This window comes from Variovorax sp. GW821-FHT09B05 (assembly GCF_059418265.1).
The window spans coordinates 242,753-265,272 of record NZ_JBWKPN010000001.1 but is presented as its reverse complement, the minus strand read 5'-3'; the positions used below and the strand labels follow the sequence as shown (position 1 = coordinate 265,272).

Annotated in this window: 19 protein-coding genes; 12 read left to right on the top strand and 7 right to left on the bottom strand. The window is 71.3% G+C overall.

Annotated elements, in window-relative coordinates; genetic code table 11:
* Positions 1-176 precede the first annotated feature (176 nt).
* The 11 genes from AC07RM_RS01050 (at position 177) to AC07RM_RS01000 (ending at position 13,391) form a co-directional block, all read left to right on the top strand.
* On the top strand, positions 177-740 hold the full coding sequence (locus AC07RM_RS01050) for a phosphatase PAP2 family protein (protein WP_296782213.1): 564 nt from the start codon (positions 177-179) through the stop codon (positions 738-740).
* Entirely contained in the window at positions 737-1,771 is a 1,035-nt protein-coding gene (locus AC07RM_RS01045; RefSeq protein WP_495332303.1) for a glycosyltransferase family 2 protein, read from the top strand. Before AC07RM_RS01050 ends, AC07RM_RS01045 begins: the two co-directional genes overlap by 4 nt.
* Positions 1,768-3,333, top strand: coding sequence for an ArnT family glycosyltransferase (locus tag AC07RM_RS01040; RefSeq protein WP_495332301.1), 1,566 nt, complete (start codon positions 1,768-1,770; stop codon positions 3,331-3,333). Before AC07RM_RS01045 ends, AC07RM_RS01040 begins: the two co-directional genes overlap by 4 nt.
* Positions 3,330-4,181 (top strand): ChbG/HpnK family deacetylase, encoded by an 852-nt coding sequence (locus AC07RM_RS01035; RefSeq protein ID WP_495332299.1) that lies wholly within the window; start codon positions 3,330-3,332, stop codon positions 4,179-4,181. Before AC07RM_RS01040 ends, AC07RM_RS01035 begins: the two co-directional genes overlap by 4 nt.
* Positions 4,182-4,299: 118 nt before the next feature.
* Positions 4,300-4,809, top strand: coding sequence for a sigma-70 family RNA polymerase sigma factor (locus tag AC07RM_RS01030; RefSeq protein WP_296782206.1), 510 nt, complete (start codon positions 4,300-4,302; stop codon positions 4,807-4,809).
* Positions 4,799-5,809 carry a FecR family protein gene (locus AC07RM_RS01025; protein WP_495332298.1) on the top strand — a complete coding sequence of 337 codons (1,011 nt, stop codon included), beginning with the start codon at positions 4,799-4,801 and terminating at the stop codon, positions 5,807-5,809. The genes AC07RM_RS01030 and AC07RM_RS01025 overlap by 11 nt, the downstream gene beginning before the upstream one ends.
* Before the next feature lie 138 nt (positions 5,810-5,947).
* Complete coding sequence (locus AC07RM_RS01020) at positions 5,948-8,389, top strand: TonB-dependent siderophore receptor (protein WP_495332297.1); 2,442 nt, start codon at positions 5,948-5,950, stop codon at positions 8,387-8,389.
* An 11-nt stretch (positions 8,390-8,400) separates the two neighbouring features.
* Complete coding sequence (locus AC07RM_RS01015) at positions 8,401-9,138, top strand: DUF4198 domain-containing protein (RefSeq protein WP_495332296.1); 738 nt, start codon at positions 8,401-8,403, stop codon at positions 9,136-9,138.
* Between the two features lie 92 nt (positions 9,139-9,230).
* Positions 9,231-9,758, top strand: a complete 528-nt coding sequence (locus AC07RM_RS01010) for a sigma-70 family RNA polymerase sigma factor (protein WP_093349891.1) — start codon at positions 9,231-9,233, stop codon at positions 9,756-9,758.
* On the top strand, positions 9,755-10,711 hold the full coding sequence (locus AC07RM_RS01005; RefSeq protein WP_495332294.1) for a FecR domain-containing protein: 957 nt from the start codon (positions 9,755-9,757) through the stop codon (positions 10,709-10,711). The genes AC07RM_RS01010 and AC07RM_RS01005 overlap by 4 nt, the downstream gene beginning before the upstream one ends.
* A gap of 136 nt (positions 10,712-10,847) precedes the next feature.
* The gene (locus AC07RM_RS01000; RefSeq protein WP_495332293.1) at positions 10,848-13,391 is read left to right on the top strand and encodes a TonB-dependent receptor; all 2,544 of its coding nucleotides are present in this window, start codon (positions 10,848-10,850) and stop codon (positions 13,389-13,391) included.
* A 24-nt stretch (positions 13,392-13,415) separates the two neighbouring features.
* Here AC07RM_RS01000 and AC07RM_RS00995 read toward each other — a convergent pair whose 3' ends face one another.
* The 3 genes from AC07RM_RS00995 to AC07RM_RS00985 all read right to left on the bottom strand — a co-directional run bounded on the left by AC07RM_RS00995 (position 13,416) and on the right by AC07RM_RS00985 (position 16,883).
* Positions 13,416-13,937 carry a hypothetical protein gene (locus tag AC07RM_RS00995; protein WP_490877871.1) on the bottom strand — a complete coding sequence of 174 codons (522 nt, stop codon included), beginning with the start codon at positions 13,935-13,937 and terminating at the stop codon, positions 13,416-13,418.
* A gap of 73 nt (positions 13,938-14,010) precedes the next feature.
* On the bottom strand, positions 14,011-16,197 hold the full coding sequence (locus AC07RM_RS00990; protein ID WP_495332292.1) for a TonB-dependent receptor: 2,187 nt from the start codon (positions 16,195-16,197) through the stop codon (positions 14,011-14,013).
* 344 nt (positions 16,198-16,541) lie between these two features.
* Complete coding sequence (locus AC07RM_RS00985; RefSeq protein WP_057589884.1) at positions 16,542-16,883, bottom strand: hypothetical protein; 342 nt, start codon at positions 16,881-16,883, stop codon at positions 16,542-16,544.
* Positions 16,884-17,030: 147 nt separating this feature from the next.
* Between AC07RM_RS00985 and AC07RM_RS00980 the strand changes: the two genes are divergently transcribed.
* Positions 17,031-17,786 (top strand): FTR1 family protein, encoded by a 756-nt coding sequence (locus AC07RM_RS00980; RefSeq protein WP_495332290.1) that lies wholly within the window; start codon positions 17,031-17,033, stop codon positions 17,784-17,786.
* A 1-nt stretch (position 17,787) separates the two neighbouring features.
* On the opposite strand, the gene AC07RM_RS00975 is transcribed toward AC07RM_RS00980, so the two are convergent.
* The 4 genes from AC07RM_RS00975 to AC07RM_RS00960 all read right to left on the bottom strand — a co-directional run bounded on the left by AC07RM_RS00975 (position 17,788) and on the right by AC07RM_RS00960 (position 22,520).
* Positions 17,788-18,270 carry a transcriptional repressor gene (locus tag AC07RM_RS00975; protein ID WP_495332288.1) on the bottom strand — a complete coding sequence of 161 codons (483 nt, stop codon included), beginning with the start codon at positions 18,268-18,270 and terminating at the stop codon, positions 17,788-17,790.
* Between the two features lie 134 nt (positions 18,271-18,404).
* The gene (locus AC07RM_RS00970) at positions 18,405-19,196 is read right to left on the bottom strand and encodes an ABC transporter permease (protein WP_495332287.1); all 792 of its coding nucleotides are present in this window, start codon (positions 19,194-19,196) and stop codon (positions 18,405-18,407) included.
* The gene (locus tag AC07RM_RS00965; protein WP_093349912.1) at positions 19,193-19,837 is read right to left on the bottom strand and encodes an ABC transporter ATP-binding protein; all 645 of its coding nucleotides are present in this window, start codon (positions 19,835-19,837) and stop codon (positions 19,193-19,195) included. Before AC07RM_RS00965 ends, AC07RM_RS00970 begins: the two co-directional genes overlap by 4 nt.
* Before the next feature lie 79 nt (positions 19,838-19,916).
* Positions 19,917-22,520 carry a PepSY domain-containing protein gene (locus AC07RM_RS00960; RefSeq protein WP_495333399.1) on the bottom strand — a complete coding sequence of 868 codons (2,604 nt, stop codon included), beginning with the start codon at positions 22,518-22,520 and terminating at the stop codon, positions 19,917-19,919.

Here is a 22,520-nt window from a genome sequence, read left to right as displayed (position 1 = left end):
CGCCGCCCTTCCCGCCGCGCATGCCCTGCCGCGGCGACCCATCTCTTCCTCGAACGGAGGTTCCCCGTGTTCGTCCTTTTCGGGCGCGCCAGCCGCGCCCGGCGCAGCCCTGCGCCTTTCGCGCGCAGCAGCCCGCCGTCTTCCCTCCTCTTCGTCCCTGCGCGGGAGCGCATGCCATGAGCGACCTGAATCTCACCCTCTTTCAATGGCTGGCGGCCGGCACGCCGCCGGCGCGGCCCGCGCTGTGGCTCGCCACCGCCTTCGCGCTCGGTGGCGCCTGGCTCAGTGCCGGGATCATCGGCTTCGCGATCTGGAAAAAGGCGGCCGACCGGGCCTACCTGTGGATCGTGCTCGCGGCCGCCGGGCCCTGCGCCATGCTCTCCCATGCCATCGCGTTGCGCCTGGACCAGCCGCGCCCCTTCGTGCTGGGCCTGGCCCAGGCCTACATCGAGCATGCGGGCCGCGGCTCGCTGCCCAGCACGCATGCGAGCGTGATGTTCCTCGTGGCCGTGGCCTGCCTGCTGCGCCCGAGTCTGCGCCGTGTCGGGCTCGCGCTGCTGGCCTCGGCCATCGTCACGGGCTGGGCGCGCATCTACGTGGGCGTGCATTTCCCGATCGACATCGCCGCCGGCCTCGCCCTGGGCGCGGTGCTCGCGGGTGCGCTCGCCATCGCGCTGCGGCTCGCGCGCCGGCTCCTGCCCGCCGAAGGCGCGGCTCCGGCCACGTGGAGGATGCCGTGAACGCGCAGACATTCTTGCGCCGCGCGCCCGAAGCGGTAGCAGCGGCACCGGCGCCGCTGCCGGCGCCCACGCCCCCCGAAGGGCGAGCGCTCAGCCTCTCCTGCGTGATCCCCTGCTTCAACGAAGGGCCGAACCTGCGCCGGCTGCTGCCGCTGCTGGAAGACATCCTCTGGTCCACGCACATGCGCTGGGAGATCGTGATCGTCGACGACGGCAGCACCGACGACACGGCCGCGGTGGTCGATGCCTGGTGCGAATTGCCTGGCTTCCGCTGCATCTCGCTGTCGCGCAATTTCGGCAAGGAGGCCGCGCTCACCGCGGGACTGGCCGCGGCCGTGGGCGACGTGGTGGTGCTGCTCGACGGCGACCTCCAGCATCCGCCCGAGCTGGTCCACACGATGCTCGCGCAGTGGCGCGCCGGTGCCGAAGTGGTCTATGCCGTGCGCGAGCGGCGCGACGACGAGGGCCCTGTCAAGCGGCTCGGCAGCCGGCTCTTCTATCGGTTGCTCAATGCCTCGGACCGCTTCGCGGTGCCCGCGGACGCGGGCGACTTCCGGCTGATGGACCGCAAGGTGGTCGATGCGCTGATGCGCCTGCCCGAGCGCGGCCGCTTCATGAAGGGCCTGTACGCCTGGGTCGGCTTTCGCGCCGTGGCGCTGCCCTACACGCCGGCGCCGCGCGCCGAGGGCCGCTCCAGCTTCAACATGCGCCGCCTCGTGCTGCTGGCGCTCGACGGGCTCACCGCCTTCACCACCTGGCCGCTGCGCATGGTGAGCGTGGCGGGCCTCGCGATCGCGCTGCCGGCCTTCGCCTATGGCCTCTACCTGTGCGCCGAACGGCTGCTGTTCGGCAATGCGGTGTCGGGCTGGACCACGATCGTCGTGAGCCTGATGTTCTTCATCGGCATCCAGCTGATCTCCACCGGCATCCTCGGCGAGTACATCGCGCGGATCTACGAGGAATCGAAGGGGCGGCCGCTGTACGTGGTGCGTGGCGAGCGTGGCGGCGGTCTCGCCACGGAGGGTTCATGAGAGCGGACACGCCAGGGCAGGCACGTGTTTTCTGGGTGGGTGTGGTGCTGGTCGCGTGGCTGCTGGCGACCTCGGGGGCGCGGTCCCTGATGGCGCCCGACGAAGGCCGCTATGTGGGCGTCGCGCTCGCCATGCTGCATTCGGGCGACTGGCTGGTGCCGCGGCTCGACGGCCTGCCCTTCTTCCACAAGCCGCCGCTGTTCTACTGGATCGGCGCCGCGGCGATGGGCGTGGCCGGGCCGGTCGAATGGGCCGCGCGGCTCCCCTCGGTGCTGGGCGCCAGCGCCGCCGGCATCGCGCTGTTCGCCTTCCTGCGGCGCTGGACCGACGACCGGCTCGCGCTGTGGTCGACGGTGGTGCTCGCCACCATGCCGTATTTCTTCCTCGGCGCGCAGTTCGCGAACCTCGACATGCTGGTGGCCGGCTGCATCTCGGCGACGGTGCTGCTCGCGGCCTGGGCGGTGCTGGCTCACGACGAGGCGCAGCCATGGCGCGGTGCGCTGGCGGGTGCGCATGCCTGCGCCGCGACCGGGCTGCTCGCCAAGGGACTGATCGGCCTGCTGCTGCCGTTCCTGGTGCTGCTCGCCTGGTGCGCCTGGACGCGGCGGCTGGGCACGCTGTGGCGGCTGTGCCGCTGGCTGCCCGGCTGGGTGCTGCTGCTCGCGCTCGCGGCGCCCTGGTTCGTGGCGATGCAGCGCGCCTATCCGGACTTCTTCGACTACTTCGTGATCACGCAGCACTTCCGGCGCTTCGCCTCGAGCGGCTTCAACAACGAGCAGCCGTTCTGGTTCTATCTGCCGGTGCTGGCCGCGTTGACCCTGCCGTGGTCGATCGGCCTGCTGCTGCCGCGCCACAAGAACGCGGCGCCGGACATCGGCACCACCACGCGCGACATCGACCGGCTGATGGGGGTCTGGCTGGTCGTCATCGCGGTCTTCTTCTCGCTGCCGCGCTCCAAGCTCGTCGGCTATGTGCTGCCCGTGCTCGCGCCGCTGGCTTTTCTCGTGGCGCGGCGCATCCTGGCCAGCGGCCCGATGCGCGAAGGACGGGGCCTGAAGGCGGCCGCCGCCGCGGCCATGGCGCTGTGCCTCGCGGGCGTGGGCACGCTGGTCGCGATGCCGCCGCCGGGCGCGAGACTGCACCTGCCCGCGGGCCAGCGCATCGGGCCCGACGACCAGGTGCTGATGCTCGACAGCTACGTCTACGAGATCCCCTTCTACTGGCAGTTGCGCGCGCCGGTGATGGTGCTCGGCGACTGGAAGCAGCAGCTGGAGCGCGACGACTGGCGCAAGGAGCTCGCGGATGCGGCGCGCTTCGACAAGGCCCGGGCCTCGCGGCTGCTGGTCGATGCCTCGCAGCTGCCCGCGATCCTGTGCGCGCCCCGCACCACCTGGCTGGTGGGGCCGAACAATTCGCAGCTCGCGCATCCATGGCTCGCGGGCACGAAGCTGGTGGCGGTCAACGACCGGCTGGCGGTCTGGCGCCATGACGGCGCCACGCGGCGCGGGTCGCACTGCGCGGGCATTCCCGACGCGGCCCCGAACGCGGACGCGCAGCCATGAGCCCATCGCCACGCGAAGCCACTGCCGAGGGCCCGCGCTCGATCTGCATCTGCGTCGACGACTTCGGCATGGGGCATGCGATCAACGAAGCGGCGCTCGTGCTCGCCGAGCGCGAGCGCATCAGCGCCGTGGGTTGCATGGTGCGGCGCGCCGCCTGGCTGTCGGGTGCGCGCCTGCTGCGCCGGCTCGACCGGCAGCGCACCGACATCGGCCTGCACCTGGACCTGACCCGCCCGGCCGTGCCCGGCGGCCGCGAGCCGGGGCTGCTCGGCCTGCTGGTCGCACCCCGGCTGCGCCCGGCCGCACGGCAGGCGATCCAGGCGGAGATCCGCACCCAGCTCGCGCACTTCGAGGACGCGATGGGCCGCGCGCCCGCCTTCGTCGACGGCCACCGGCATGTGCACCAGTTCGCGGGCGTGCGCGAGCTGCTGGTCGCCGAACTCGCGCGCCGCTATCCGGGCGCGCCGCCGTGGCTGCGCAGCACCGAACCCGGCTGGCGCCACGGCAGCGACGGCTTCAAGGCGGCTGTCATCCACGGCCTGGGCGGCGCGGCGCTCGCGGCGCTGGCGCGCGAGCACGGCATTCCGACCAGCCGGCGCCTGCTCGGCGTCTATGGCTTCTCGGGCGATGGCCAGGCCTATCGCGCGCGCCTGCTGGCCTGGCTCGCAGTGGCCGCGCGCGGCGACGTGCTGATGTGCCATCCCTCGCTGGGTCGGGTGCCCGGCGATCCGCACGGTGCGGCGCGCATGCGCGAGTACGCGGTGCTGCGCGCGCTGGCACTGCCCGCGGCCGGCGAGCCGGGCGCGATCCGGATCGCGCCGCTGTCGGCGGTGCTCCACGGCGGCTGAGCGCGCCCGTCGGCGGAAGCGCCGGCGTTGTCCGGTTACGACGCCTGCGTCCGGCATGCAGACGAAGTTCGTACAATGAGAACTATTCTCAACGAGCCGCGCGACCTGCCGTCCTCCGATGTCCACCTCCGATGCCTCCGTGCGACTGGTCGCCACGCTGTACGGCGAACACCATTCGTGGCTGCTGCAGATGCTGCGGCGCAAGCTCGGCAACATCGAGAACGCGGCCGACCTGGCGCAGGACACCTTCGCGCGCATCCTGTCGGCCAACGAGACCGGCCCGCTGCGCGAGCCGCGCGCCTACCTCACGACCGTGGCCGGCCGCATCGCGGCGCAGTACTTCCGCCGCCTCGCGCTCGAGCGCGCCTACCTCGAGGCGATCGCCCACCTGCCCGAGGCCACGAGCCCCTCGCCCGAGGCGCGCCTGCTGGTGCTCGAGGCGCTGGCCGCGGTCAGCCGCGTGCTCGACGGGCTGAAGCCGCGCACGCGCGAGGTCTTCCTGCTGTCGCAGCTCGACGGCCTGCCCTATGCACAGATCGCGCAGCGGCTCGGCGTGTCGATCCACATCGTGCAGAAGGACATGGTGAAGGCCTATGCGCATTGCTACGACGCCGTCTATGGCGGCTGAGATCGGCACGGCGCCGCGGCGCGCGGTCTTCCAGCCCGCGGGCGATGCGGCGCTCGATCGCGCCATCGTCGCGCAGGCGGTCGAATGGCTGGTGCGGCTGCAATCGGGCGCCGCCTCCGCCGCCGAGCGCGCGGCCTGCGAGCATTGGCGCGGCGCGCACCCCGACCACGAGCAAGCCTGGCAGCGCGTGCGCGGCCTCGGTGCCGACCTGCGCGACGGCGTGCACGGCCTCGCGCCCGAGACGGCCCGCGGCGCCTTGCGCGGCGCCGATGCGGCGCGGCGGCGCTGGGCGCTCAAGGCCTTCGTGCTGGCCGCGAGCGGCGGCCTGGGCGCCTGGGCGCTGCGCGACGACCTGGCCTGGTGGCGCGCCGACTACCACACGGCCACCGGGGAACAGCGCAGCGTGGTGCTGCCGGACGGCACGCGCGTGGTGCTGAACACGCGCAGCGCGATCGACGTCGATTTCAGCGCGGCCGAGCGCGGCATCCGCCTGCTCGGCGGCGAGATCATGGTCAGCTCGGGCCACGACCCGGCCGCGCGGCCGCTGGTCGTGCATGCGGGGCCCGGCCGCGTGGTGCCGATCGGCACGCGCTTCCTGGTGCGCGCGCCCGATGCGCGCGCCGCGGGCGAGGTCGTCGTGCTCGAAGGCCTGGTCGAGCTCAGCGTGGCCGGCCGCGAGGGCACGCTGCGCCTGCCCGCGGGCCAAGGCGCGCGCTACGCGGCGGATGGCATCTCGGCACCCGAGTCCAGCAGCGAGAACGCCGCGGGCTGGACCCAGGGCGTGCTGGTGGTCGAGCGCATGCGGCTCGACGACTTCCTCGCGGAGCTGGGGCGCTACCGCCCGGGCGTGCTGCGCTGCGACCCGGCCGTGGGCGCCATCCTCGTGAGCGGCGCGTTTCCGGTCGCGCGGACCGATGCGGTGCTCGACATGCTCGAAGAAACACTGCCGGTGCGGCGCCGTTCGATCGGTCCCTACTGGACGACGATCGCGGCGCGATAGCGGGGGCGACGGGCCGCGAAAAAAAGATCGAAGAAAAACGGCAGGTTTCCAAACCTCGTGCATCAAGCAGGAAGAGACACCCCGCGGCGAGGGCCGCGTGGGCCCCACATCTTCCAACGATCACGGAGAGTTCTTCCCATGGCATTCGATGCTCGGTCCGCCGCCCGGACCGGCCCCTTCCCGCTCGCGCCCTTCGCCCGCTCCGGCTGCCTGAGCGCGGCGCTGGCGCTGCTCGGCGCCTCGACCGCCCCGGCCCTGGCCCAGCCCGCGCCGGCCGCCGAGGCGCCGCGCAGCTATGCGATCGGCGCCGGCTCGCTCGACAGCGTGCTGGGCCGCTTCGGCCGCGAGTCGGGCACCATGATCGCGATCGACCCGACGCTGACGCAGGGCCTCGCGAGTCCCGGCCTGCAGGGCAGCTACGCGGTGCACGAGGCCCTGGCCAGGCTGCTGGCCGGCAGCGGGCTCGAGGCGGTGCCGGGGGCCGGCGGCGGCTGGCGACTGCGCCGCATCGGCGCGCCGGCCACCGGTGCGAGCGCGCTGCCCGACGCGGCCGCCGAGGCCGCGGCGCGCACCGGCACGCTGGCGCCGGTGGTGGTCAGCGCCCAGCGCGAACGGCTCTACGACGTGCAGGACGTGAACGCCGGCGCGCTCGGCGTGCGCTCGCTGCAGGACCTGCCCTTCGCGGTCGGTTCCTACACCGTCGACACCATCGAGAACCAGCGCGCGCGCACCGCGCTCGACGTGCTGCGCAACGATCCCTCCGTCACGCCCACCTCGGGCTTCTCCTCGTTCGACGGCGTCGCGGTGCGCGGCTTCTCGGCCAACTCCTTCAACAACGTGCGCCGCGACGGCCTGCTGGCGAACATCTACAGCGACGTGCCGCTGGAGAACAAGGAGCGCGTCGACGTGCTCAAGGGGTTGTCGGGCTTCCTGTACGGCGTGGGCGAGCCCAGCGGCATCGTCAACTACGTGCTCAAGCGCCCGACGCGCGAGCGCTTCGCCAGCGTGAGCGCCGAGGTGCGCAGCTACGGCGGGCGCTATGCCAGCGTCGATGCCGGCGGCCCGCTCAACGAGGCCGGCACCGTGGGCTACCGCTTCAATGCCGCGAGCGAGCGGGTCGGCGACTTCACCCATTTCGGCGACCTGCGGCGCGACTTCCTCAGCGGCGCGGTGGACATCAAGCTCAACCGCGACGCGCTGCTGCAGCTCGACTTCGACTGGCAGCGCAAGTCGCTGGCCGCCAGCGGCATGATCGGCCCGCGCAGCGACGGCCTGCTGGTGCCCGCGCGCAGCTTCGATCCGCGCACGCTGGTCGGCCAGCCCTGGGGCCAGTACAAGACCGACGCCTGGAACCTCGGCGCGCGGCTGAACTACGCGCTCAGCGAGAACTGGGACCTGACGGCGCAGCTCGCGCTCAGCCGCACCAAGCGCAACGCGATCTTCTTCAATGCCTCGAAAGTGGCGCCGAACGGCGACGTGCTCGCCGGCAACACGCGCTACGAGGGCGAGGCCTATCCCACCACCGCGGGCCAGGTGTTCGCGACCGGGCGCTTCGATACCGGCTCGATCGGGCACGAGGCGGTCATCGGCTATTCGTACTCGAGCCTGCAGTCGCCCGACGGCGACTACCTGCGTTTCCCGCAGTACATCGGCAACATCTACCGGCCGCTGCCCTACTTCGCGCCCTTCATCCCCGAGGACACGCACCTGCCCGCGAGCAAGGCGCGCCAGAGCAGCCTGTTCGCGAGCGACACGATCTCCTTCGGGCCGAACTGGCAGTTGCTGATCGGCGCGCGCCACATCGACTACAGCAGCGACATCGGCAGCAAGTACGACGGCACGCCGAAGTACACGACCAACGTGACCGTGCCCACGGTGAGCGCGATGTACAAGCCCTCGGAGCGCACCACCTTCTACGCGACCTACGGCGAGGGCTTCGAGCAAGGGGCCTATGCACCAAGCTATGCCGACAACGCGCTGCAGAAGCTCGGGCCGATCAAGAGCCGGCAGTACGAGGTCGGCGTGAAGAGCCGCGTGCGCGACGGCTTGATGGTGACCGCCGCGGCCTTCGACATGGACAAGCCGCTGCAGGCGGTCTCGCCGGCCGACAACGTCTTCCGCCAGCAGGGCCGCCAGCGGCATCGCGGCGTGGAGTTCACGGCCAATGGCGAGATCACGCCGCAACTCAGTGGCATCGCCGGCGTGTCCTGGCTCGACGCGCAGCAACGCGAAACCGGCGACCCCGCGCTCGAGGGCCGCCGCCCGAGCAACGTGGCGCGCTTCCAGGCCAACCTGTTCCTCGACTACCGGCTGATGGCGGTGCCGGGGCTGTCGCTCAACACCGGCATCTACCACGTCGGCAACCGACCGCTGGACCGCGCCAACACGCTGATCGTGCCGAGCTTCACGCGCTGGGACCTGGGCGCGGCCTATGTCACGCGGCTGATGGGCGCGCAGTCGATTCTGCGGCTGTCGATCGAGAACGTGACGAACCGGCGCTACTGGGGCTCGGTCAACTACGGCGGCGTGACGCAGGGCAATCCGCGCATCGTCCGGCTGTCGATGACGGCCAACTTCTGACGGAGGCCCGCATGAAGATCGATGCAAGGGATGGCCTGCGGCACATGGCCCTGGCGCTCGCGGCCCTGGCTTGCGGCGCGTCGTCGGCCCATGGCGTGTGGGTCGCGCAGCGCGCGGGCGAGCTGGCCGTGGTGCTCGGCGAAGGCGCGCTCGACGAGGCCTACGAGCCGCGGCAGCTGCGCGAGACGAAGGCCTTCACCGCCACCGGTGCGGCATCGCAGGTGCAGGTGTCGGCGCGTGCGCGCAACGCGGTGGTCGAGCCGGCGAAGGACGCGGCCGTGCTGTGGGTGGCGCTCGAGGACGGCTTCTGGTCGCAGGGCCGCGACGGCAAGTGGGTCGCCGGCTCGCGCCGGCAGGTGCCCGATGCGCGCAAGGCCGGGCACTACATGAAGTACGGCACGACCCTGCTCGCACCGGTCCGCCTGCCGTTCGCGCCGCTCGGTGCCGAGCTGGAGATCGTGCCGCTGGCCGACCCCTTCGCGCTGCGGCGCGGCCAGCGCCTCGCGGTGCGCGTGCTGTCGAAGGGCCGGCCGGTGGCGGGTGTGGAGGTGATCGGCGATTTCACGGGCAACACCGCAGGGCCGCGCGTGAAGACGGACCGCGAGGGCCGCGCCACGGTCACGCTGGGCAGCAGCGGCCTCAACGTGATCGCGGCCTCGCTGGTGCGCCCGCGCGGCGACAGGAGCGAGGCTGACGAGGACGGGCTGGAAGCCACCCTCGCCTTCGTGCTGCCGCGCGCCGGCCACTGAATTGCGCGGGGCCAGGTAGCCACAAGGCACTACAATGCGAAGGATTCCTATTTAGAAACAGAGGGCGGCAGCAGGTCTGCACGAGAAAGCGCATGGTGGTCGGCGAATCAGCCCTGCAGCGGGAGGTCCACGCGCTCTACAGCGATCACCACGGGTGGCTCTGCGGGTGGCTGCGGAGCCGGCTCGGCAACAGCTGCGATGCGGCGGACATCGCGCACGACACCTTCATGCGCGTGTGGACCGGCTACCGCGCCGACGCCATTCCGCCGCTGCGCGAGCCGCGCGCCTATCTCACGACCGTGGCGCGGCGCCTGATGGTCAATCACTTCGAGCGCCAGTCGCTCGAGCGCGCCTACCTGGCCTCGCTGGCCCTGCTGCCCGAGTCGCTGGTGCCCTCGGTCGAGGAGCGCGCCATCCTGCTCGAAACGCTGCACGAGCTCGACGCCCTGCTCGACGAACTGCCGCCGCCGGTGCGCACCGCCTTCCTGATGTCGCAGCTCGAAGGCCTGTCCTACGACGAGATCGCCGCGCGGCTCAAGCTCAGCGTGCGCACCGTCACGCGCTACATGGCGCAGGGGTTCCGGCAATGCCTGCGGCTGATGCTGGCACAGGGCGCATGAGAACCGCGGGCGCCCCGGTCGATCCCCGGCTGCTCGACGAAGCCGCGCAGTGGCTCGCGCGCCTGCATGCCGGGCGCCCGAGCGCCGCCGACCTGCGGGGCTGCGAGGCATGGCGCAACCAGAGCCCCGAGCACCAGCGGGTCTGGCAGAGCGCCGAACAGTTGAGCCGCCGCTTCGGCGCGGTGCCCGCGGCCGTGGGCATGCCGGTGCTCGACCGGCGCCGGGACGCGGCCGGCCGGCGCGCGCTGTTGCGCACGGTGGCGCTGCTGCTCGGCGTGCCATCGGCTGCGTGGATCGGCTATCGCACCCTGCCCTGGCAGGCGATCGGCGCGGACGTCAGCACCGCCACCGGCGAGCGCAGGCACCTGCTGCTGCCCGACGGCAGCGGGCTCGACCTCGACACCGCATCGGCCGTGAGCCTGGACTTCGACGACACGCAGCGGCTGCTGCGCCACCGCGCCGGGGAGATCCTGATCGAGACCGCGCCCGACCCGCGCCCCTTCCTCGTCCAGACCGCGCATGCCAGCCTGCGCGCGCTGGGCACGCGCTTCGTGGTGCGCAGCGACGACGCGCGCGGACGGCTCGGCGTGCTGGAAGGCGCGGTCGAGATCCGGCCCGCGCGGGATCCCGGCGCACCCGTCATCGTGCCCGCGGGGCGCCAGGCCGTCTTCAGCGCGACGACCGTGTCGGCGCCGCGCGCGCTGGCGGCCGGCGCCGATGCCTGGGCCCGTGGCGTGCTCTACGCCGAGGAGATGCGGCTCGCGGACTTCGCGGCCGAGCTCGCGCGCTACCGCAGCGGCGCCCTGCATTGCGATCCGGCGGCGGCCGAGATCCGGGTCTCGGGCGCCTTCCAGCTCGACGACACCGACCGGATCCTGGAACTGCTGGCCCAGACCCTGCCGGTGCGCATCGAATCCAGAACGCGCTACTGGGTGACCATCGCCGCGCGTTGACCGCCCCAACCACCACCCCCCTTTGGCCCGCCATCCCGGCGGGTTCTTTTTTTGCGCCGCCCTGTCCGGTTTTCGCTGCTCGCCTGTCATGCAGGACGAGACCCGCTTTCAACGACCGACGACAGGACCCCTCTTCATGACCGAACGGCCCCGCCCTTCCGCCTCCCGAACCCTCCGCGCGGCGCCGCCGCGCCCGCTCGTGCGCAGCGTGCGCGGCGCGCTGTGCCTGCTCGGCCTGTGCGGCACGCTGGCCGCGCCGCTGGCCCGGGCCGCCGATCCCGCCGTGGCCCAGGCCCCCGCGCGCTACGACATTCCCGCCGGCCCGCTGGGCCCCGCGCTGCTGAATTTCGCGGGCCAGGCCGGCGTCAACCTCAGCATGGACCTGGCACGCACGCGCGGCCTCTCGACGCCGGGCCTGCGCGGCGCGTTCGCGGTGCAGGAAGGCTTCGACCGCCTGCTGGCCGGCAGCGGCCTGCGCACGCGCGCGCTGGGCGGCGGCAACTTCACGCTGGAGGCGGCCGATGCGGCGGCACCGGCCGGCCGTCCCACGCCTTCGGGTGCCGCAGCACCGGCCGTCGAACCCGCGATCCCGGGCGATGCGCTGGCACCGATCACGGTGACCGACCGCACGCAGAGCAACCTGATGGCGCCCACGCGCCAGGTCACGGTGATCGAACGCCAGGAGCTCGAGGGCCTGCGCCAGGGTTCCGACAGCGTGGCCACCCTGCTGAGCAAGGTGGTGCCGGGCATGGCCGACTCCAGCCACACCATCACCGACTACGGCCAGACCCTGCGCGGGCGCAACATGCTGGTGCTGGTCGACGGCATCCCGCTCAACACCAACCGCGACTCCTCGCGCAACCTGGCCAACGTCAACCCGGCCGACGTCGAACAGATCGAGGTGCTGCGCGGCAGCAGCGCGATCTACGGCAGCGGCGCGGCCGGCGGCATCGTCTCCATCCGCACGCGCCAGCCCGACGGGCAGACGCGCGCCGAGACCACGGTGACCGGCGTGACGCCGCTGTCGCGCATCGGTTCGGCGGGCTTCGGTGGCGAGGTGCAGCACTACCTGTCGGGCGCGGGCGAGAAGATCGACTACACGCTGAGCCTCGGCGCGCGCCGCGTCGGCGCCTCCTATGACGCGCGGGGCAACCGCATCGCGCCCGAGCCGAGCCAGGGTGACCTGTTCGACTCGAACATCTACAGCGCCTCGGCCAAGATCGGCTGGCGCATCGATGCGAACCAGCGGCTGCAGCTGTCCGCGAGCCACTACGACGCGAAGCAGGACACCGACTACGGCTCCGATCCCTCGGTGGCGAAGCTGCCCGCGGGCAGCGCCGCGGCCCGGCCGCTGCGCGGGCTGCAACTGGCCGAGCAGAACCGCGTGAAGAACACGCTGGTGGGCATCGACTACCAGCACCGCGACATCGCCGGCAGCTCGCTGGCCGCGCAGTTCTACTACCGCGACTTCTTCACCCGCTTCGCGCCCTTCGATGCGCGCGGCGTGTCGGTGCGCGGCGCCAACGTGGACCAGGTCACGCAGAACTCCGAGGTCTACGGCGGCCGGCTGACCATCAAGACGCCGCTGGGCGCGGACAAGAAGACGCAACTGACCTGGGGCGCCGACTTCAACCAGGAACGCAGCGACATGCCGCTGGACGTGTTCGACCCGCGCCTGTACGACCTGAGCGGCGGCCTGCGCTTCCTCAAGACCGGCTCGCGCATCTTCATGCCGCCGATCACCACGCGCAGCCTCGGCGGCTTCGCCCAGCTGCAGCACCGTTTCGACGACCGGTGGTCGGTCGAAGGCGGCGTGCGCTACGACCGCGCCCGCACGCGCTTCGACAGCTTCGTGCCGCTGTCGCAATCGCGCGTGGCCAATCCGCGCCCGGTCAATGGCGGCGCGGTCGACTACAAGGGCTGGACCTACAACGCGGGCCTGGTCTTCAACCCGACCAAGGCGCACGACCTCTACCTGTCGTACAGCCAGGGCTTCGAGCTGCCCGACATCGGCCTGCAGGTGCGCAATGCCACGCCGGCCTTCAACATCGCGGGCTCCGACCTGCAGCCGGTCAAGACCGACACCTTCGAGCTCGGATGGCGCGGCCGCTTCTCCAACGTGGTCGCGAACCTCGCGGCCTTCCAGTCGCAGTCGGACCTCGGCGCCGTGCAGAGCTTCAACAACGGGCTGAACCTGCTGCGCACCAAGGAGCGCATCCATGGCCTCGAAGGCGCGCTCGACTACTTCAGCGACGACGAGCGCTGGGCCCTGGGCGGCAGCTTCACCTGGATGAAGGGCCGCGAGCTGCCGCAGGGCGCCGCGCGCTACCAGGACATGACCGGCTACCGCATCCCGCCGCTCAAGCTGACGGCCTATGTCGAGTACAAGCCCGACGGCCGGTGGAGCCACCGGCTGCAGGCGACCTCGTATTCGGGCAAGGACTACCGCCTCGATGGCGTGAGCAGCTTCGGGCGCCGCGACACCAGCGGCTACACCACGGTCGACCTGATCAGCCGCTGGAAGATCGACGACAAGAACAGCCTGGCGATCGGCGTGGAGAACCTCTTCAACCGGAAGTACTTCCCGCTCTACAGCCAGCTGCTTCGCAGCAACAACAACACGAGCCGCCTGCCGGCCCCCGGTGCCGTGCTGAAGCTGAGCTACACGCACCGCTGGTGAGGCGGTTCGGCGGCAACGCGAAGCTCAGTCGTCCCGCGCTTCGCGGCAGGCTTCGCACAGCACCTGCACTTCGACGGCCTCCACCGAGGCCGCCGGTACGTGGGTCTTGCAGGCATCGGCGATGAGCCGCGACAGCAGGCCCGTGCCGCGGAGGTCGACCCAGCGCCGGCAGCCGGTGCAGACCAGCCGGCCCGCGGCGTCGCAGGCATCGCTGTCGGGCAGGCTGTAGGTCGAGACGGCGCGGCCGTTGCGCTCCACCAGCAGATGCTGGATCGCGCCCTCGGCCGCCAGCCGCTTGAGCGCCGAATAGATGGCCGACATGTTCATCGGCGTGCCCCGTTGCGTGAGCCTGCGGTGCAGGTCGCGCGGATGCAGGTTGCCGCCCTCGGACTCGGCCATGGCCGCGAGGATGCGGTCGTGCTGCAGCTGGTTGCGGTCGGTGACGCCGGAGTGCGGTCCGAACGCCGGATGGCGCAGGCCCGCCTTGCGGTTGACGAGGCGGGTCATCGCGTCGGGCTGCCACGGCGGGCTCGTGGGTGGATTCATCATCGGGCTCCTGAAACCTTCGGCTCGCAGGCGGACACGGCCGGCGGGCGATGAAGCCCGCCGGCCGCGCGCATCAGAACTTCGCGTTCAGCGACACGCGGAACGAGCGCGGCGCGCCCGGCGTGATGTTGGTGTTGCTGTTCGCGTTGAGGAAGTACTTGCGGTTGAACAGGTTCTCGACGTTCAGCTGCATCTGCACGTTGCGGTTGAGCGTGAAGAACACGGCCGCGTCGACGCGCGTGTAGCCCGGCAGCACCACGTTCGGGAACGGTGCCGCGTTGGTCACGATCTGCTCGCTCGACGCGAACATCTTGGCCTGGTGGATCACGCCGGCGCCCGCGCCCCACATCGGCGTGAAGTCGTAGCGGTTCCACAGCGCGAAGGTGTGCTTGGGCACCTGGCCCACGCGCGCGCCGGCGCGGATCGTGGCCGAGGTGTCGGCCTTGAACTTGGCGTCGGTGTAGGAGTAGCCGCCCGAGACGCTCCAGGCCGGCGTGATGTTGCCGCTGAGGCCGAGCTCGAAGCCCTGGGTGCGCTGGCCGTCGCTGAGGATGGTGCGCGCGCCGGTCGGGTCGGTGGGGTCGAGCACCACCACGTTGGAGCGGTCGAGGCGGTAGAGCGCGGCGGTGGCCGCGAGCGCGGGCAGCACGTCCCACTTGGCGCCGATCTCGTAGTTCTTGAACTTCTCGGGCTTGAGCGCCGACGAGCTCAGCGTGAGCGAGGACAGCTGGTCGCCCGCGCGCGGCTGGTAGGCGATGCTGTAGTTCGCGTACAGCGACAGCGGTTCGACCGGCTTGTAGATCACGCCCAGGCGCGGCGACACGAGGTCGTCGTTGGTCTTGAAGCGGTCGCCATTGCGGTTGTTCTGGAAGTCGACGCGGAAGCGGTCGTAGCGCAGGCCCGCGATCAGCTGGAACTGCGGCGTCAGCTCGATCTGGTCCTGCACGTAAAGGGCCGCGACCTTGGCGGTGCCGCTGTTGTTGGCATCGGTGGCGGACTGGCGGTAGAACACCGGCGCGTAGGTCGTCGGCAGCCACAGCGGCACGTTCACGCTGGTGGCCGTGTTGTTGAAGTAGCCGGTGTTGCGGAAGTTGTCGGTGTCCTGCTTGCCGATCTCCGCGCCCACGAGGAACTTGTGCTTCACCGCGCCGGTGTTCAGCGTGAAGCTGACGTCGGTCTGGTTGAAGAAGCTCTTGCGCGTGGTCGCGTTGTCGTAGGCGCTGATCGCCACCGTGGTGCCGAGCGCGTTGACCGCGCCGGGGAACACGTTGCGGTAGAACTTGTCCTGCTCGGACCAGCGCGTGCGGTTGCGCAGCACCACGCCGTTGTCGAACTCATGCTCGACGAGTGCGTTGAAGGCATCGAGCGAGGACCAGGTCGGGCTGCCGGCCGCGTTGCCGAAGAAGGTCGAGGGATCGGTGACCACCGGCACGCCGCGGAACGAGGTGATGCCGCGGTCGGCGATACGGTTGTCCTTGAAGTGCTCGTAGCCCAGCGTCACCAGCGTCTTCGCGCTCGGGCGCCAGCTCAGGGTCGGGTTGATGCCCGAGCGCTCGAGCCAGACGCCGTCGCGGTAGCTCTTCGAGTTCTCGTACAGGCCGTTGAGGCGGAACGACAGCTGGTCGTTGATCGGCTGGTTGATGTCCGCCGTCAGGCGGCGGTTGCTGTGCGAACCGAGCGTGACCGAGGCGCCGTAGGACGGCGTCCACTCGGGCTGCTTGCTCACGCGGTTGATCAGCCCGCCGGTGGCGCCGCGGCCGAAGATCATCGCGTTCGGGCCCTTGAACACCTCCACGCGCTCGATGTTGTAGAGGTCGCGGTAGTACTGGACGTCGTCGCGGATGCCGTCGATGAAGAAGTCGCCGGTGGTGCTGATGCCGCGGAAGATCGGCGTCTCGCGGTTGCCCTCGCCCTGCGCGAAGCCCACGCCCGGCACGTAGCGCGCGGCCTCGGCAATGCTCTGCACCGCGCGGTCGCGCAGCTCGTCGCTGGTCACCACGCTGATCGACTGCGGCGTGTCGCGCAGCGGCGTGTCGGTCTTGGTGGCGGTGGTGCTGCGCTTGGCGGCGTAGCCCTGCTCGGTGCCCGTGACGGTGATGGGCGGCAGCGAGTTGCTGCCGTCGGCGGTCTGCGACCAGGCGGTGGATGCGCCGAGGGCCAGGGTGGCGCCGGCGGTGAGCAGGTGAATCGCCCGGACGACGGCGCTGGGCGCGATCGCGGGTGCCATGCCCGGAAGGCGCGGGCTGCGTGACTTGTTCATTTGGAACTGATGAAGGGAAGAGAAGGCGCATTCGCGCCGGGTGCGAAAGAGCGCATCGCCGCTGCCACCTCCCCCTTCTGATCGCGGCCGCGAAAGAGACGGAAATACGAACGATTCGCAATTTCGAGCAAATGTAGAAGCAGGTAGTAGTACTGTCAAGTGCTACTGATTCAGCGCGATGCGAGCCATCCGATCCAGATTCAAAGGAGATAAACGGAAGGCGTCGGCTCTGAAAGCCAAGGGTCAGTAGTCTTCAGGAGAACTACTTTCGTGTTGGGGAAATGCCACGCAAGCGCGCGCGGCCACCCCTCCGGGGCGTCCCGGATCCAGACGAATCGAAGGGTTCAGGAGGGCTTGCTCGGGGTCTTCTCGACCCGCGCGGAGCGCACGCCGCTGATCTGGCCGCGCACGACCTTCCAGAAGTTCTTGGTGCCGTCGAGCAGGCGCCAGGCGTTCGAACGGTGCGCGAGCACGCCGACCTCGGGCAGCACGTCGCGCAGGTTCTTCAGGCCGAGGATCTTCAGGTACTTGCGAACGGTGGTCGGGCTGTGGATCAGCAGCACCACGCGCCAGCCGTAGTGGCGCCCGAGCAGCAGCATGCCGATCGCGCTTTCGAGGTCGTCGAGGTCGCCGTTGAACTCGTCGACGGCCCGGTCGACGATGCTGAGAATTTCTTGATCGTTCACGGCCACGGCGATACCCCTGAGTGCTGCTGAGCGCTGTTTGTGTTGTCGAAGGCGCGACGGCAGTGTCGCACGCGGCCGTTCGAGGAGGGCCATGCGATACTTTAACAATGAGAATCGTTGTCATCTCGACGCCGCGCGGACTCACCGATGTTTGACGCCTTCGCCATCACCCTGCGCGAGCTCGCCGAGCTGATCCTGATCGTGGGCTCGCTGCATGTCTGCCTGCGCGAGTCGCGGCGCTTCTCGCTGCTCAAGTACGTCGGCTGGGGCCTGGGCCTGGGGCTCGCGCCGGCCGCGGCGCTGTCGGTGCTGCTGATGGACGCCTCGGTCGACCGCAACGTCAGCGCCGGCCTCAGCACCCTGATGGCGATCGGCATCCTGTTCATGGCGACGAGCATGGCCGCTTCGGTGCGGCAGATCCGCGGCCGCGTCCACCTGTTCCACGAAGCCTGGCTCGACAGCCCGGCCGCGCCCTTCCTGGTCGTCGCCTTCGTGGCGTTGTCGGCCTTTCGCGAATCGCTCGAGATCGCGGTCTTCGTGCGCGCGATCGGCGCGCGCGCCGGCATGGTGGATGCCGCGCTGGGCGTGCTGCTGGGCGTCGCGGCCACCGGGCTGCTGCTGCCCGCGTGGAAGTGGCTGCACCTGCGCGCGCGGCTGCTGCTGGCGTTTCGGGTCTCGGCGCTGCTGCTGGCCCTGCTCGCGATCCAGTTGCTGCTCTACAGCGTGGCCGACCTGCTGCGCATCCCCGAGCTGCGCGACGACGGCGTGGCCTGGGCGTTGACCGTGGCGCCCTTCTTCGAGGAGGGCGCGCGCCATGCCTGGCTGTGCGCCGTGCTGATGCTGCCGCCGCTCTACTGGGTGCTGCGCGGCTGGTGGTCGGAGACGGCCGCGCGCGTCGAGTAGTTCAGTCCGGCGTGCCCGCGCTGCAGCGGTTGCACGCGATCCACACCACGATGTCCTCCTTCGAGGCCACGGGCAGTCCCTGGTCGGCCCCGACCTTCGCGACCTGCTCGCGCAACTGGATGTCGTCGGCGATCACGCTGGCACCGCAGCTTCGACACTGGAAGCGGATGCGCGACGAGGCGCTCTCCTCGCCATAGAGGTAGGTGAACACGGGCCGCCCGCGCACCTGCCGCACCCGCCGCTCGATCACCCGCTTCTTCTCGAGCAGGTGCAGCGTGCGGTACACGCGCGACACCGCGGCGGCATTCGATTCCTCGACCCCGTGCGGATAGAGCTCCTGGGCCGTGCAGGCCTGGCCCGCGTTCGACATCAGCCGGCCGAGGATCTGCAGGCGCTCGGGGTTGACGCGGATGTCCGCGTCCTCGAGGCGCCGCTGGATGGTGGCGTCGTCGAGCGTTGCTTCCCGGTGTTTTTCAGCAGGCATGGGCATGGTCGATGGGGCTATACGGTGGCCGCCGCGGTGCGGCGCGCTCTCCAAAAGCATGATGCAGCGCAGTTGCAAAACTGCCGGATGGATTGAAAACAGCAGGTAAAGATGGCGGCATCCGCATGATCGGTTCAGCGCAGGCGATCGGCGCGCAGCCGCTGCCGGTCGTCGGTCAGCGAGCGCGCCGCCAGGTAGACCGCGCCGGCCGCCGCCACGCCGCCGGCGCCGGTCAGCAGGAACAGCAGCAGGATCTGGTACTTCGCGGCCTCGACCGGGTCCATGCCCGCGAGCAGCTGGCCGGTCATGATGCCGGGCAAGGTGATCACGCCGGCCGCCGACATCTGATTGACGATCGGGATCATCCCCTTGCGGATGGACGAGCGGATCAGCGCCGCCATCGCCTGGTGAATGGTCGCGCCCAGCGCCAGCCGGGCCTCGATGCGCGCGCGCCCCTCGGTCACGCCCTCGAAGAAGCTGTCGAGCCCGAGGCTGGCCGAATTGAGCACGCTGCCGAGCACGATGCCCATCAGCGGGATCGCATAGCGCGGGTCGTACCAGGGCTGCGGCCGGATCGCGGTCATCAGCGCCAGCACCACCGTCGCCACGCTCGACACGCCCACGGCCGCCGCGCCGATGCCGAAGTTGCCGCCGCCGCGCAACCGATGCGCGGGCCGCACCGCCACCTCGCGCGCCGCGGCCAGGATCATCAGCAGCACGATGGCCAGGGTGGCGCCCGGCGAAGCCGCCGCGAACACGAAGCGCAGCACCAGCCCCACCAGCAGCAACTGCACCACCATGCGCGCGGCCGCCCACAACACCTGCCGATGCAGTTGCAGCCCCAGCAGCAGCGAGGCGAGCGCGTTCAGCAGCACCAGCACCGTGGCCAGCACCAGATCGGTGGCGTCGAGGTGGATGGGGTTCATGCGACGCTCCCTGCCGGCTGCAGCCGGCCCGCGTTCAGTTCGAGATGACGTGCCGCGACGCGCGCGGCCTGCTCATGGGAATGCGTGACCCAGAGCAGCGTCAGCCCCGCGGCCTGTTCGCGCGCCAGCAGCGCTTCGACCGCGAGCGTGGTGGCGGGGTCGAGCGAGGCGGTGGGTTCGTCGAGCAGCAGCACCATGGGGCGGTGCGCGAGCGAGCGCAGCAGGGCCAGCCGCTGGCGCTCGCCGGTCGACAGCCGCGCGATGTCGGCCTGAAGCACGTCGCGCGGCAGGCCCAGCTCCGCGATCCATCCCGCGAGCATGTCGCGATCGAGGCCGGCCGGGAAGTGCTCGGCCACGCCCATGCCCCACCACGCCGGCTCCGCCGCCTGGTAGATCACGCGCCGGCGCCATTCGGGACCCGACAGCGCCGCGCGATCGATGCCGTCGAGCACCACGCGGCCCTCGCCCGGGTCGAGGTCGGCCACCAGCCGCAGGAACACGCTCTTGCCCGAACCCGAGGGACCGAGGATGGCGATGCATTCGCCGCGCGCGGCCTGCAGCGCGATGGGGCCGACGTGCAACGCACGCAGGCCCTCGATGGACAGGTGGGCGGGGGCGGAAGGACGGGAAAGCTCGGGCATGCGCGAAAGAATGGCCAAAGCCCCGAGCTTGCCGATCAAGCTGAACGGCGGCTGAAGCGCCGCCTCCGCGCGCGCCTTCTCAGTACACGTCGCGCCGGTAACGCCCTTCGGCGATCAAGTCGTCGAGCGTGGCACGCCCCAGCGCGGCCTCGAGCGCCTCGTCCACGCCCGCCGCCATGCCGTGCAGGCTGCCGCAGACGAAGATCGCGGCGCCCTCGCCCACCCAGCGGCGCAGGTCGCCCGCGTGCTCGCGCAGGCGGTCCTGCACGTAGATGCGCGGCGCATGGTCGCGCGAGAACGCGAGGTCGACGCGTTCGACCTGGCCCGCGGCCTGCCAGTGGCGCAGCTCGTCCATGAAGAAGGCGTCGCGCGCCAGCTGGCGTTCGCCGAACACCAGCCAGTTGCGCCGATGGCCGCGCTCGATGCGCTCGCGCAGATGGCCGCGTAGGCCGGCATAACCCGAGCCGTTGCCCACGAAGATGCAGGGGCGATCGTCGGCCACGGGCGCGAAGCCGGGATTGGCGAGCAGGCGCAGCGGCACCTGTGCCATCAACGGCGCATGCGCAGTGAGCCAGCCCGAGGCGATGCCCAGGCCCTGCTCGTGGCGCGCCTGCCGCACCAGCAGCCGCACGGGGCCTTCCGAGGGCAGGCTCGCGATCGAATAGCGGCGCGTGGCCAGCGGCACCAGCGCATCGGCCAGCGCCTGCGCATCGAGGCCTTGCACCAGGACCTGCGGCGCGGGCACGGCGCTGCGGGCCAGGGCCTCGGCGAGCGTGCAGTGCCGGCCTTGGAAGACGACGGGTGCATCCGCTGTCCACGACGTGGCACGCAACAGGGCCGCCACCGTGTCGGCCGCGAGCCGCGGCTGCAGTTCGGCCAAGGCGCCGGGCCGCCACGCGGCGGCCGCATCGGGCGGCGCGGCGAGTTCGATCTCGTAGAGCGGCGCACCGAGGCTGCCGGGATTCAGCAGCCGGCGCGCGCTCAAGGTCCAGGGTTCGAACGCGGGCGCGAGAGGTTCATCGGCCAGCGCCTCGGCTGGCCCCGCATCGGCGCCGCGCAACGTCACCAGTTGCCGGCGCCAGCGCGCAAGCGCGGCCGTGTCGCCGTTGTCGACCTCGATCATCGGAAACAGCGACTGCGCGCCCGCCGCCACCAGCGCATGGTCGAGCGCATGGCCGAAGCCGCAGAAGCGCGCGTAGTGCCGGTCGCCGAGCGCCAGCAGGCCGTAGCGCAGGTGCGCGAGCGCATCGCCGCCGACCTGCACCAGCCGCTGCGCGAAGTGTCGCGCCGCATCGGGCGGGCCGCCTTCGCCGAAGCTGCTGGCCACCAGCAGCAGGCGCTGGTGGTGGCGCAACTGCTCGGGATCGAGCCGCGCGAGCGAAGCCACGGTCACGCGCAGGCCGCCGGCCTCGAGCGCGGCGGCGCTGCGCAGCGCGATGCCCTCGGCCGTGCCCGACTGGCTGGCGAAGGCCACGAGCACGCCTTCGGGCGCTGTCGCGGCACCCGTCGACGGCCGCCCTGCCCCCGCCGTGGCAACGAGCGCCGCGCGTTCCGCGGCCACTCCGCGCTTCTTGCGCCGGCGGTCGAGGTAGAGCATCCAGCCCGTGATCGTGAACACCGGCAGCATCAGCGCCGCGAGCATCATCGCGATGCGTCCCGGCAGTCCGAAATAGGTGCCCATGTGCAGCGGATAGATGGCGGCCAGGAAGCGGCCGCCCAGGGGCTTGGCGTCATGGCGCTCGTCCTGCGCGACCTCGCCGCCCGGCAGGCGCACCGTCATGCGGTTGCGCGCGCGCTCGTGCGCCGGATGCGCATCGAGCCAGGTGAACAGCACCGTGGGCGCGGCGCCCGTGGGCACGCGCAGGATCACCTCGCTCCAGCCGCTGGCGGCGGCCTGGCGCTGGAACGTGGCCCAGGCGGGCGCCACGTCGACCGCACCGGCGTCGGCGCGCTGCATGTTGCGCACGCGCGGCGCATTGCGTGCCTGCGCAGGCGCGCGCGGCTGGCCCGCGAAGGCATCGACGCGATCGCGCACGGCGTCGAAGGCCCAGTAGACGCCCGTGGTGGTGAACACCAGGTACATCAGCAAGGCGCAGGTGCCGGCCACCGAATGCAGCCCCCAGAGAAAGGGCCGGCCCTTGAGTGCCGGATCGAAGGTGAACCAGGCGCGCCAGTCGAGCGGCCGCCGCGGCCAGCGCAGGTACAGGCCCGACAGCGCCAGCACGAACAGCCCGATCGCCAGCACGCCAGCCGCGACGCGGCCCGGCTCGCGCGGCAGCAGCAGCCAGCGGTGCAGCGCCTCAACCCATTCGAAGAATTCGGCGCCCGCCAGCGGCGGCAGCGGCCGGCCCGCATAGGGATCGAGGTAGACGGTGTCACCGCGGCGCTCGCCGGGGGGCGGCGCGAAGATCACGCGCGCCGCGGCGCCGGGCTCGGCGAACAGCGCGAGCGTGCCGATCTGGCGGCCCGGGAAGGCCTCGCGCACGGCAGCGAGCAGTTGCGGTGGCGCGAGCGCTTCCTTGTCCTGCACCGCCACATGGCGACCACCGGGATTGAGCGCATCGATCAGCTCCTCGCGGAACGACAGCACCGCGCCGCTGAGCCCGATCACGAGCAGCACGCTGCCCGCGGTGATGCCCAGCAGCCAGTGCAGCTGGAACCAGGCCTGGCGCCATGTCGGCAT